Here is a 12551-nt window from a genome sequence, read left to right as displayed (position 1 = left end):
CAAGTCGCGCAAACATCGCGACGCCGTGAATGCCAAGGTGATGAAAGACCCGCGCATCCAGGCGATGTGCCCGGACCCCAAGGACATGCCCTTCGACGTGAAGCGCATGTGCTATGGCGGCTTCAAGACGCTCGTCAGCGCCTAAGCCTAGCCTCAGGCGAATGGATACGGCCCCGGGAACTGGCCGATCGGGCAGAAATGCGTGATCAGGCCGGTCCCGGCCAGCCAGTGATGCAGCAGGAAGGCCGGCGGTTCGATATAGGATGCCGGCTTGGCATCGGGCTGCAGCTGTAGTGCAATCGTGGTCGTGGTGCTGGGCGCGGTGCACAGGCTGGTGCCGCCGAAGCGCAGCTGCATGAAGCGGTGTACATGGCCGCAGGTGATGCGCTCGACCTGGCTGTGGCGGCGCAGCAGCGCTGCCAGTGCCTCGCCGCCCGCGCACCAGTAGGGATCCATATAGGGAATGCCGGTGGCAAACGGTGGCTGGTGCAGCATCAGCAGGGTCGGCCGCTCTGGCGCGGCTGACAAGGCGTCTTCCAGCCAGGCCAGTGCAGCCGCATCGACCAGGCCATGATGCTTGCCGGGAATGGTGACATCGAGCGCGACAATCCGCACGGGGCCGCGATCATCCACCACATAATGCAGCGGGCCGTCGGCGCTGGGGAGATAAGCCTGATCGGCGAAGGCCGCGCGGAAAGCCGCACGCTCATCGTGATTGCCGGGGATCACCAGATACGGAATCTGCAACTCGGCCATCAGCCTGCGGGCCATGGCATATTCCGCCGGATCGCCATGATCGACGATATCGCCGGTCAGCAGCACCAGATCGGGCCGCGGATCGAGGCCGTTCAGATGTTGCACGGCGGTAGCGAACATCGCGTTGGAATCGATGACGCCCTGATAGAGCTGGCCCTGCGGCCGGATATGGGGATCGGAAATCTGCGCGATCAGCATGCCCGGCCAGTATAACCGGGCCTTTGCGCCAGCGTCAGTCTTCCAGCAGCCGCTTGGGGTGCAGGCCGTTCACGAAACCCATGAAGGGCGGATGGATGCTGTAGCCCAGCATGCGGCGGACATGCTCGCTGCATTGCCTGACCCGCTCGCGTGAGACCGACAGGCTGAAATTCTCCTGCTGGCGGCACCAGGGCGCGCAATACTGGGCGGTGACGCAGAGCCGGCTTTTGTCGCTGACATTGGCGCCGCCGCCATGCCACAGCGTGCCGATGAAAAACAGCACCGAGCCGCTGGGCATCACCGCAGGCACGGCGCGGGCGGCATCTTCCGCTGTCGGCATGCGACCATCCCATTTATGGCTGCCCGGGATCAGCACGGTGGCGCCATTCTCGACGGTGAAGTCGTCAATCGCCATGATGGTGGCCGCGCCCAATGCGGCGCGCGGCCGCGGCACCGGATAAAAGGCATCGTCATGATGCAGCGGCTGCGCGGCTTCGCCGGGCAGGATGTCGATGGCCTGCAGCTGCGACAGCAGGTAGTTCGGCTCGAAGATACGATCCAGCAGCGCGAGGATCACCGGATGCTCGACCAGCGGATTGCAGGCCAGCGTCTTCTCGATCACGGCATACAGCCGCTTGGTGCCGAAGCCCTCGAAACTGTTGCGGCCGAGATGGTCGTGGTAGTGCGGCGCCAGCGCCGCGCGCATGGCTGCGGCCTCCTCGGCCGAGAACAGGTTTTCCAGGATCACATAGCCGTCGCGCTCGATCTCCGCCATCAGGGCGTCGACCAGGGACGGATCGACCTGATCCTGGCTGCCGGCGGTGGAACGGTATTTGCGGGCAAGCTCGGCACGGAAATACTGGCTGACGTCCCTGACGACCATCTTTTCCATGCCGGGCCTCCGTCTCTCTAGTCGCTGAGGGCTGCAAACCGCCGCTGATGGTGGTCGGCATTGCCAAAGGTGGTGTCGATCATCATCAGCCGCTTCATGTAATGGCCGACATTCAGCTCATCGGTCATACCCATGCCGCCATGCACCTGCACCGCCTGCTGGCCGACGAACCGTCCCGAACGGCCGATCTGCACCTTGGCCGCGGCCGCTGCCTTGGCACGCTCCTTGGGTTCGGCCGCCGCCTTGAGGCTGGCGAGCAGCGCCAGCGAACGTGCACTTTCCACCTGCATCAGCATGTCGACCAGGCGATGCTGGATCACCTGGAAATCGCCGATGGCGCGGCCGAACTGCTTGCGCGTCTTGGCATAGGCCAGCGTGGTTTCATGCAGGGCCGCCATGGCGCCGACGGCTTCAGAGGCCATGAAGGCAATCGCCTGATCCACCACGGTCTCGACCGCCGGCAGTGCATGGGCCGGATCGCCCAGAACGGCCAGCACCGGCGCATCGCTGAACTGGATGTCGCTGGCGCGCCGGTTATCCACCGTGCGGTAGTCCTGCCGCACTACACCGGCACCCGCGGCATCGACCACGAAAAGGCCGAGGCCCTTCTCATCCGTGTCTCCGCCGGCCGAGCGGGCCAGCACGATCAGCCGGTCGGCGCTGGCCGCGTCCCAGACCACGATCTTCTTGCCGCTCAGCGTCCAACCGCCGGCGCCGCTTTTCGTCGCCCTGGTGCGGGTCTCGTTCAGGGCAAAGCGCGAGCCGTGCTCGGCATGGGCGAAGGCCCATTTCGCCGTGCCCTCGGCAATCGCCGGCAGCCATTCGGCCTGCTGCTCGGCATCGCCGGCCACCTGGATCAGGCCGCCGCCCAGGATCACGGTGGAGAGATAGGGCTCGGCCACCATGTGGCGACCAAAGCGTTCGGCCAGCAGCATGGTGTCGACCGCAGAACCGCCCAGCCCGCCGGCCTCTTCCGGCAGCGAAATGCCCAGCCAGCCCAGTTCGGCCATGGTCTTCCAGTTTTCCTGTGCATAGCCCAGATCGGTCTTCACCAGTTTGCGCCAGCGATCGAAATCATATTTGTCCTGCAGCCAGCTTTCGACACTGTCGGCCAGCAGGGTCTGTTCCTCAGACAATTGGAAATCCATCTCTCGCTCTTTCCTGTCTTGCGTGTCGCTATGTTCAGAGGCCCAGCACCATCTTGGCGATGATGTTGCGCTGAATTTCATTCGAGCCGCCATAGATCGTGGTGGCGCGATAATACAGATAGGATTCCATCCGGCCCTGCGCGTAATCGGGGCCAACCGGCGGCTGGTTGGAGCCATCGGGCCGGTGTTCGTAAGGCGCGGCGTAATAGCCCAGCGCCTCGCAGGCCAGTTCGGTCAGGTTCTGCTGGATTTCCGAACCGCGGATTTTCAGCATGCTGGCTTCCGGCCCCACGCCCTTGCCGGCATTCTCGGCCGCCAGCATGCGCAGGTTGGTGTATTCCAGCGCCAGCAGGTCGATCTCGATGGCGGCCACCTTGGCGCGGAAATCGGGATCCTGCAGCAGCGGCCGACCACAGGACTGTTCGGCGCGGGCGATCTGTTTCAGGCGCTTGAGACGTTGCTTGGAGGTAGCGACCTCGGCGATGCCGGTGCGTTCATTACCAAGCAGGAATTTGGCATAGGTCCAGCCCTTGCCCTCCTGCCCTATGAGATTGGCCTTGGGCACACGGACATTGTCGAGGAACACCTCGTTGACGCTGTGCCCTTCGTCGATTGAGATGATCGGCCGCACCTGGATGCCCGGGTCAGTCATGTCGATCAACAGGAAGGAAATGCCCTCCTGCGGCTTGGCCTGTGCGTCGGTGCGCACCAGGCAGAACATCATGTTCGCGTGCTGCGCCTGGGTGGTCCAGATCTTGTGGCCGTTGACCACATAGTGATCGCCTTCGCTCTCGGCGCGCGTGCGCAAGCTTGCGAGATCGGAGCCGGAGCCGGGTTCGGAATAGCCCTGGCACCACCAGTCTTCCATGCTGACGATACGGGGCAGGTATTTCGCCTTCTGCGCGTCGGTGCCGAAGGTATAGATCACCGGCCCTACCATGCTGATGCCGAAGGGCACCAGTGGCGGCGCATCGGCAGTGGCGCATTCCTCATCGAAGATATAGCGCTGCACCGGACTCCAGCCCGGACCGCCATGCTGCTTCGGCCAGTTCGGCGCGCCCCAGCCACGGGCATGCAGGATCTTGTGCCAGGCAACGAAGTCGGCCTTGTCGAGATGGATACGCTGCCGCGTCTTCTCGGCCAGTGCCGGCGGCAGGTTGTCGCGGATGAATGCACGCACCTCGTCGCGGAAGGCGCGTTCCTCGGCCGTGAATTCGAGATCCATGGCGTTTCTCCCTGTAACTGCGGGAAGGTTAAGTCTCCCGGCTGCGACAGGCAAGCGCGTGACGCTGCGGAAGGCCTTGCATTGGGGCGATTCAGTTGCTCAATTCGTGCTGTAACCTAAGGACAATCTGATGACTTTCGACCCAACGTCCGCCGGCTGGAAGCAGCGTTCCGGCCAGGGCCCCTTCACCCAGCAGGTCGGCCCGATCTGGGTCAGGCGCGAAGCCGAAGGCCCGGCCGGTTCTGCCTATGGCCTGCTGGCGGAAGAGCGCCATACCAATTCGCGCGGCGTGGTGCATGGCGGCATGCTGATGACGCTGGCCGACCATGTGCTGGGCTGGATGGTCTGGGATGCGGTAGAGCGCGCCGCCTGCGCCACGGTGTCGCTGAACAACCAGTTCATCGCCGCCGTGAAGCCGGGCGACTTCATCGAGATGCGCGGCCGCATCGTGCGCCAGACCCGCAGTCTGATTTTCATCCAGGGCACCGCCACGGTGAATGAGAAGGTGGTGCTGACCGCCGAGGGTATCTGGAAGGTGCTGGGCGTCAGCTAGTCAGCGACGCTTCTGCACCAGCTTCCTTGCCGGCAGCAGATCGGGGAATTTCGCTGGACGTTTTTCCTGATTGGCCTGCATGGCTTCCATCAGGTCGCCGGTCAGGAACATGCCGGCCTGCCAGACCTGCATGTAGTTCAGGGCATCGGCCACGCTGTGGTCGCGGGTGTAGTTCAGCATTTCCTTGGTGCCATGGATGGCGAGCGGCGATTTCGACGCAACCGTGCGGGCCACATCCTGCGCGAAGGCCAGCATGTCGTCCTGGCTGTCGAACACCTGATTGACCAGGCCGGCGCGGAAAGCCTCGGCCGCCGGCATGCGGCGGCCGGTATAGGCCAGTTCGCGCACTAGGCCTTCGGGCATCAGATGCGGCAGGCGCTGCAGGGTGCCGACATCGGCGGTCATGCCGATGTTGATTTCCTGGATGCAGAACCAGGCATCCGCCGTGCAGTAACGCATGTCGCAGGCCGAGATCAGGTCGACACCGCCGCCGACACAGCCGCCTTGCACTGCAGCCAGCACCGGCACGCGGCAGCGGTCGATCACGGCAAAGCTTTCCTGCATCTCGGCCACGGCACGGCGCATCTGCTCGCCGGCACGGCCGCGGTCGCCACGCATCATGTCGCCGGCGATATTGGCAAAGGCGGAAAGATCGAGGCCGCCGGTGAAATGCTTGCCGGTGGAGGAAATCACCACGGCGCGGATCTCGGGCCGGTCCTCGATTTCGGCAAAGACATTCACCATTTCCTGCCAGAAGGGCAGGATCATCGCATTCGCCTTGTCCGGCCGGTTGAATACGATCTGGGCCACGTGATCGGCGACGGTGAAATCGAAGGTCTTGTAGGTCATTGCTTCCTCCACGTCACTTTTAGCTCTTTGGCCCTGACGTTACGTCAAGGCTGGCGACCGGCGGTCTACGCCGCTAGAGTCGCGAAAAGGGTACAGGACGAATTAAGGGAGGAACCATGGCGATTGTCTATGACGAACTGATCGCGCTCGACATCCCGGCCCGTGAGGTCAGCTTCACGGATCGCGAAACCATGCTCTATGCGCTGAGTGTCGGCATGGGCCAGGATCCGATGGACCTCGACGAACTGCCCTTCGTCTTCGAGAAAAACCTGACCGCCCTGCCCAGCCTGTCCACCGTGATCTGCTGGGACGACAGCTGGACGCCGCGCACCGGCATCAATTACGTGATGGTGGTGCATGGCGAGCAGCGCATCACCCTGCACAAGCCGATGCCGCCCAGTGGCCGGGTGAAATCGAAGATCCGGATCAAGGATGTGTTCGACAAGGGCGCCGGCAAGGGCGCCATCATGCTGGTGGAGAACACCATCAGCGATGCGACCAGCGGCGACACGCTGGTCACGCTGCTCTCCACCACCTTTGCCCGCGGCGATGGCGGTTTCGGCGGCCCGCTGCGCAAGCCTGAAGAGCTGCCGCCCAAGCCGCATGTCATCCCCGACCGCGCCGCCGATGCCGGCGTGACGCTGAAGACGCAGCCCAACCAGGCGCTGTTCTATCGTCTGTGCGGCGACCGCAACCCGCTGCATGCCGAACCGGCCTTCGCCGCCGCTGCCGGCTTCCCGCGCCCGATCCTGCATGGCCTGTGCAGCTATGGCATCGCCGTGCGTGCCGTGGTGAAAGCCGCCTGCAATCACGATCCATCAAAGATCGCCGATATCAACGCGCGCTTCACCGCGCCGGTGTTTCCGGGCGAGACCATCCACACAGAGCTTTGGCGCGACGACAACATCGTGTCGTTCCGCGCCCGGGTGGCGGAGCGCGACGTGGTGGTGCTGGATCACGGCCGGGTCGAATTGAGAGGCTAGCGCCGGTTCAGCTTGAACTCGTTCGGGCTGCGGTGATTGCCGGGCGCGTCGTCGAGCCTGAGCGGCTCCATCTGCGGCACGGCCTCGGGATAGCCGAACAGATAGCCCTGGCCGTAATCGATGCCGAAATCGAGCAGCAGGCGGGCCTGGTCCTCGGTTTCCACCATCTCGGCCACGGTGCCGATCTTCAGTTCCTTGCAGAGCCAGACCATGCCCTTGAGGATGGCCTGATCGCGCATCTGGCCCTGGGTCTGCAGCGCCTTCACATAGGCGCCGTCGATCTTGACGTAATCGACCTCCAGCGCCTGCAGATAGGGGAAGGAGGCCGCGCCGGCGCCAAAATCGTCGAGACAGACGGAATGGCCGTCCTCGCGCAGCTGGCGCACCGCATTGGCGGCATGCACCAAGTTGGTAATCTGGGTCGATTCCGTGATTTCAAAGATCAGCTGCCGGCGCAGGCCCGGATCGTCGGCCATGATCTCGCGCAGGGCGGCCATGAAGACCGCGCTTTCCAGGCTGTGGCCCGACAGGTTGACGGCAACATCGATGATCTCGCCCTGGCGGCGGCGCTCGGCCAGCATCTCGACCACGCGATGCACCACGGCGAGATCGAATTCGCCGATCATGTGCACGCCTTCGGCCAGCCGGATGGTCTCGAACGGCGAGCCGCCATCCTCGAAGCGCGACAGCGCCTCGTAATGATGCAGCGTGCGGGTATCCAGCCGCACGATCGGCTGGAACACCAGCTGGAACTGCCGGCTGGCGACCGCAGAACGCAGCGCGCGCACGCGCGATACCGTCTTCTGCAGCAGGGCCTTCAGGCTTTCTTCGGTGGAATGCAGGGCGAAGGCAGCGGCACCTTCGCTGGCGAAACGGTCAACGGCAAAGGCCATGGCACTGGTGGCATCCTCGTCGCTCATCGCCTTCAGATGCAGATCCAGGGTGGCACCGCGCACGCCCAGCGTCTCCACCACCTCGGCCACTGCCGCGCCGCCGCTCTTCTTGATCAGGTTGCGCACCTGCTCGGCCACGGCATTCTGGTCGATCGTGCTGGCATGCAGGATGCCGTATTTCTCGGAATCGATCTGGCCGGCCGTGTCGCCGCCGATCGACTTGGCGCGGATCAGCGCGCCGACATCGCCCATCAGGCTCTGGCTTTCATCGGGCCGCAGCGATTCGACCAGTTCCTTCAGGCCGACGATCTCGATCAGGGTCAGCTTCACTTCCGAACCCAGCTCGCGCGCCAGCTTCAGGCGGTCGCCGGCCAGGGCCTCGAAATCGTCAGAACCGAGCAGGCCGGTCTGGTAATCGCGCTTGTTGAGCAGCGCGGTTTCCGCCTGCGGCAGCCGGGCATTGGAGAACGTCAGGTAATAACGGCCATCCTGCCGCGGCAGGCAGCAGCCACCCAGCACGCAGATGGCGCCCGGGCTGCCATCCGCCTGCAACAGGCGCACGGTGACGGGCTCGATCCGGCCGCCGACCGGCAGGCCGGCCAGCAGGTTGAGCACGAAATGGCGGTCGGACTCGTCGATCAGTTCGGCGAATTTGCTGCCAAGCAGCGCTTCGGCCTCGGCGCCGGCAATCAGTCGCGCAGCACCGGAGGCGAAAGTGATCAGGCCCTCGCCGGATACTTCCAGCATCAGGTCGGCCGCGGAGAAGGCGAAGGCGACAAAACGGTCGCGCTCCGCCCGCATATCCTTGGCGCCCATTCTGGCCTCGTGTGGAAACATGAAAATTCGGCCCGGAGTGTGCCAGCCGCCGCCCAAGGGCGCAACCCGGCGCCCGGGTTATACACAGGGTCTGCCGCCGTCCAGATGAACCGAATTAGCTTGACGCAGCGCCACGTTGCTTTGATGCCGGCCGGTTCCTAGAATGGCCCGGTCCGGGCCGGTGCAGCCGGCCGGACCCTGACTAAGTCTAGGGGGATAAATAATGACCGCTCCGTTCTGGGAAAAATCCTATCCGGCCGGTGTGACCTGGGCACAGAATTTCCAGGCCAAACCGATCTGGACCCTGCTTGACGATGCGGTGGCCCGCTTCGCACCGAACCCCTGTCTCGATTTCATGGGCAAGGGCTATACCTATGCCGCGGTCTCCGATCTGGTGGATCGCGCGGCCAAGGGCTTCCAGCAGCTTGGCGTCGGTCCCGGCGTGCATGTCGGCCTGTTCCTGCCCAACACACCGCATTACGTGATCTGCTTCTTCGCCATCCTCAAGGCCGGCGGCCGGGTGGTGAATTACAGCCCGCTCGATGCCGAGCGCGAGTTGCGCTACAAGATCGAAGACAGCCAGACCGACATCATCGTCACGCTCGATCTCAAGGCGCTGTATCCCAATATTGCCAAGATGATCGGCACCACGCGCCTGAAAAAGGTCGTGGTCTGCCGCCTGCCCGATGTGCTGCCCTTCCCCAAGAACCTGCTGTTCCCGCTGGCCAAGGGCAAGGAAATCGCCGCCGTCCCGAACGACGACAAGCATATCCGCTTCGCCGACCTGATCGCCAATGACGGCCGCTACACGCCGCATCCGGTGAAGGATCCGGCCGAGGAAGTGGCGATCCTGCAATATACCGGCGGCACCACCGGCCAGCCCAAGGGTGCCATGCTGACACATGGCAACATCACCGCCGCCGTCCATATGTATGGCAGCTGGACCGAGGGCAATCAGCTGCTCAACCTGGACGACGGCAAAGAGCGCGTGCTCATGGTGCTGCCGATGTTCCACATCTATGGCCTGAGCGCCGTACTGCTGCGCATGCTCACCATCGGCGCGCAGTTCTTCCTGCATCCCCGCTTCGAGCTGAAGGCGGTGGTGGAAGACCTGCACAAGAAGAAGATCAGCATCTTCCCCGGCGTGCCCACCATGTATGCCGCCATCGTCAACCTGCCCAACCTGAAGGATTACGATCTTTCGGCGCTGAAATTCTGCGCCTCGGGCGGCGCGCCGCTGCCGGTGGAAGTGCAGGACAAGTTCGAGCAGGTGACCGGCCACAAGATGATTGAAGGCTGGGGCATGACCGAGACCTCGCCGGCCGGCACCCAGACCGTCTATGGCGGCAAGCGCAAGCGCGGTTCCTGCGGCCTGCCGCTGCCCGGCGTGACCATCGAGATCGTCGATGTGGATGACCCGCTGAAGGTGAAGGGCATCAACGAAACCGGCGAGATCTGCATCACCGGCCCGAATGTGATGAAGGGCTACTGGAACAAGCCGGAAGCGACGGCGGAAGCCTTCGCCGGCGGCCGTTTCCACACCGGCGATGTCGGCTATATCGACGAGGATGGCTATATCTTCATCGTCGATCGCAAGAAGGACATGATCCTGTCGGGCGGCTTCAACGTCTATCCGCGCAACATCGAGGAAGCGATCTACGAGCATCCCAGCGTCGAGGAATGCACCGTGATCGGCATTCCCGACCAGTATCGCGGCCAGTCGGCCAAGGCCTTCATCAAGCTGAAGCCCGATGCCAAGCCCTTCACCTACGAGGAGGCGAAAGCCTTCCTGAGCGACAAGCTGGGCAAGCATGAAATGCCGGCGGCCATCGAATTCCGCGATGCCCTGCCCAAGACCCTGATCGGCAAGCTGTCGAAGAAGGAACTGGTCGAGGAAGAAAAGAAAAAGGCGGGTGCCGGCGACTGATTCGCCCCCGCCTCACCCTCACTGCAACGGCCCGGCCCACCGCCGGGCCGTTCATTTTTGTGACCTCGTGGCATTTTTTAGGCTGATTTCACACCGTTGGCCTTGCCTGTCCCCCGCGCCGCCTTCACCGTGGCAGCAATGACCATGACTTGGGGGAATCCAGTGAGACTTGGGGCAATGGTTTGGACAATGGCAGCGCTGCTGCCGGCAGCAGCGTTCGGCCAGGTCATGGTTGAAGGCAAGCATTTCGAGCTCAAGCCGGCAGAATACAGTGTCGCCGCACCACCGACGCTGGGGCCGGAAAAGGCCAAGGGCCTGGTGATCTGGAACCATGGCCGCGGCGAAACCGCAGCCAGCGAAAAGGCCTCGCCGCTGGCGCTCTATTTCGGCCAGCAGGGCTGGGACGTCTACACGCTATATCGCGGCTGGGGTAACGACGACCGCACCCGCGCTCTGCAGATCGTCCAGTCCGGCATCGAGAAGGCCCAGTCCATGGGCTACAAACGCATCGTGCTGATGGGACAGTCGGCCGGCGCCTATGCCTCGATCGAAGCCGTGCGCTATGGCGCCGCGGTGGATGCCGTCATCGCCACCGCGCCTGCAGCCCATGGCGGCGGCTCGACGCCGAACAATGCCTGGCGCCAGAACGATTTCACCATGCGCACGATCTGGGAGAAATACGAAGGCGCAAAAGCCAGGGTCGCGGTCGCCTATTTCGAGGGAGATGACTATTACGAAGCCCATGCGCCGAATATCCGCGGCCCCTGGGTGAGCCAGACCCTGAGCAAATACGGCGTCTCGCATTTCGTGATCAGCCAGCCCGGCTTCGGCAGCCTGAAGGGCCACGGCGCCGGACAGACCTGGAACTTCGCGCGCCGTTTCGGCCCTTGCATCTATGTCTTCGTCGAGACTGGCACGGCCCCCTCCTGCGACGACAGCCCCACCACGCTCGCCACCTTCCGCATCGCGGTGCCCCCGGAATTCCCGCGGCAGGCGGGTGACCCCATCGCCGGCGCATGGCAGGGCACCTGGAGTCACGGGCGCTATACCCTGCTGGCCTTCAGCAGCGAAACCAGCGGCACGCGCAAGGGCTTGTATCGCTCCGGGCTCAGCATCTCCAGCGAACGGCCAGAGAATTACGAACTGGCGCTGACGCGGCAAGGCGACGCTGCGTCATGGAAGCTGGGGCGCTACATCTATGAAGTCCGGCCGAGTGCCGACGACACCCTGGCCGTCAGCCGTCACGATCCCGCCAAGCCCGACGACAAGGCCAACGCTCTCCTGCGCCGCGCCAACTGACCTATTCGGCCGCGCGGGCGGCACCTTCCAGGTCCGCATCCCAGGCTCTCAGCGCCTGGGCCGCTGGCGCGACCCGCTGGCGCTCGGCCACATTCAACCCGGTCATCAGCGGCAGCATGGGTCCCATATCGGCTATGCCGGCCAGCGTCACGGCATCATGCAGGGTCCGGATCGGACTGATGCCATCGCGCAGGTCTTCCAGCGGCAGATAGGCCTCGCGCAACCGCTCGGCTGCCGCCCAGTCGCCGCGCTTGATAGCCTGCAGCAAGGCCATGGAGCCGCGCGGCGCCACGCAGACCGAGCCCGAAGTGAAACCGCCAAGGCCGAACTGGCGCAGATGCGTGATCGCCGGGCGCTCGCCGATCCCGCTGATCACCAGCCTGGCCTCGACATGGTCGAGCAGCTTTTTCAGGTAATCGTCCTGCGCCGGATCGGTACGCACCGTGCCGTATTTGACGGCGCAGACCATGCCCTCGGCCACCAGCCGGCCGGCCGCCTCCGGCGCGATATAGTTGTCGGACTTGATATACAGGATGATCGGTTTGCCCATGGTCACGGCGGCCCGGCGCAGGCCGGTCTCGATCCCCTCAGAGGTGGCCGGGAAGGTCATCGGCAGCGCCATGGCGGTCGGTACCTTGGACCCTCGCAGGATGCGGGCCTGGTCGATCAACTTGCCGTAATCGGGACCAAAGGAGGGAATCAACCAGGTATCGGGGCCAACCGCATCGACCAGGAAATCCAGCACTTCGGCATATTCGCCGACCGAAATATTGTAGAAATTGGCATTGCCGCCATACATCAGGCTGCGCACGCCGCCAGCCTCGAGATAACCGATCAGCTGGCGATTCGCGTCTTCATTCAGCGTCAGGTCGGAATAGCGTGCCAGCGGGGGCACGGCGAACACGGATACAGCCAGATCGGCCGCGGTTACGGACGTCGTCTTCATTCTTTTTGCTCCAACTGGGCGCTTCCCCTAGTAATCTGCTAGAGTAATCACCTTCCGTCTCCTGCT

General features: G+C 63.9%; 11 protein-coding genes. 4 read left to right on the top strand and 7 right to left on the bottom strand.

Annotation, left to right across the window (positions count from 1 at the left end; genetic code table 11):
• Window positions 1-153 precede the first annotated feature (153 nt).
• From AAG799_RS19770 to AAG799_RS19755, 4 genes are read right to left on the bottom strand one after another with little or no spacing between them, the layout of a single operon-like run.
• Window positions 154-954: a phosphodiesterase gene (locus tag AAG799_RS19770; protein ID WP_341898582.1), complete on the bottom strand. Its 801-nt coding sequence runs from the start codon at window positions 952-954 to the stop codon at window positions 154-156.
• 34 nt (window positions 955-988) lie between these two features.
• Window positions 989-1846, bottom strand: coding sequence for a phytanoyl-CoA dioxygenase family protein (locus AAG799_RS19765; RefSeq protein ID WP_341898581.1), 858 nt, complete (start codon window positions 1844-1846; stop codon window positions 989-991).
• Between the two features lie 17 nt (window positions 1847-1863).
• Window positions 1864-2994, bottom strand: coding sequence for an acyl-CoA dehydrogenase family protein (locus AAG799_RS19760; protein WP_341898580.1), 1131 nt, complete (start codon window positions 2992-2994; stop codon window positions 1864-1866).
• Between the two features lie 34 nt (window positions 2995-3028).
• Window positions 3029-4219, bottom strand: coding sequence for an acyl-CoA dehydrogenase family protein (locus AAG799_RS19755; RefSeq protein ID WP_341898579.1), 1191 nt, complete (start codon window positions 4217-4219; stop codon window positions 3029-3031).
• 130 nt (window positions 4220-4349) lie between these two features.
• On the opposite strand from AAG799_RS19755, the gene AAG799_RS19750 reads away from it, so the two are divergent.
• Window positions 4350-4772: a PaaI family thioesterase gene (locus tag AAG799_RS19750; protein WP_341898578.1), complete on the top strand. Its 423-nt coding sequence runs from the start codon at window positions 4350-4352 to the stop codon at window positions 4770-4772.
• Here the strand turns inward: AAG799_RS19750 and AAG799_RS19745 are convergent, their stop codons facing one another.
• Window positions 4773-5621, bottom strand: coding sequence for a crotonase/enoyl-CoA hydratase family protein (locus tag AAG799_RS19745; RefSeq protein ID WP_341898577.1), 849 nt, complete (start codon window positions 5619-5621; stop codon window positions 4773-4775).
• 116 nt (window positions 5622-5737) lie between these two features.
• On the opposite strand from AAG799_RS19745, the gene AAG799_RS19740 reads away from it, so the two are divergent.
• Entirely contained in the window at window positions 5738-6604 is an 867-nt protein-coding gene (locus AAG799_RS19740) for a MaoC/PaaZ C-terminal domain-containing protein (protein ID WP_341898576.1), read from the top strand.
• Here the strand turns inward: AAG799_RS19740 and AAG799_RS19735 are convergent.
• Window positions 6601-8313 carry an EAL domain-containing protein gene (locus tag AAG799_RS19735; RefSeq protein WP_341898575.1) on the bottom strand — a complete coding sequence of 571 codons (1713 nt, stop codon included), beginning with the start codon at window positions 8311-8313 and terminating at the stop codon, window positions 6601-6603. The two genes, AAG799_RS19740 and AAG799_RS19735, sit on opposite strands and share 4 nt — an antisense overlap.
• A gap of 223 nt (window positions 8314-8536) precedes the next feature.
• Between AAG799_RS19735 and AAG799_RS19730 the strand changes: the two genes are divergently transcribed.
• Both AAG799_RS19730 and AAG799_RS19725 read left to right on the top strand, forming a co-directional pair.
• Window positions 8537-10240 carry an AMP-binding protein gene (locus tag AAG799_RS19730; protein WP_341898574.1) on the top strand — a complete coding sequence of 568 codons (1704 nt, stop codon included), beginning with the start codon at window positions 8537-8539 and terminating at the stop codon, window positions 10238-10240.
• Window positions 10241-10429: 189 nt separating this feature from the next.
• Window positions 10430-11539, top strand: a complete 1110-nt coding sequence (locus AAG799_RS19725; RefSeq protein ID WP_341898573.1) for an alpha/beta hydrolase — start codon at window positions 10430-10432, stop codon at window positions 11537-11539.
• 1 nt (window position 11540) lies between these two features.
• Here AAG799_RS19725 and AAG799_RS19720 read toward each other — a convergent pair whose 3' ends face one another.
• Window positions 11541-12485, bottom strand: coding sequence for a dihydrodipicolinate synthase family protein (locus tag AAG799_RS19720; protein ID WP_341898572.1), 945 nt, complete (start codon window positions 12483-12485; stop codon window positions 11541-11543).
• Window positions 12486-12551: the final 66 nt, after the last annotated feature.

The sequence above is a fragment of the Ferrovibrio terrae genome (assembly GCF_943371255.1).
GTDB classification, from domain to species: domain Bacteria; phylum Pseudomonadota; class Alphaproteobacteria; order Ferrovibrionales; family Ferrovibrionaceae; genus Ferrovibrio; species Ferrovibrio terrae_B.
Note: the sequence above shows the minus strand (reverse complement) of the source record. Positions and strands in the feature narration are given on the sequence as shown.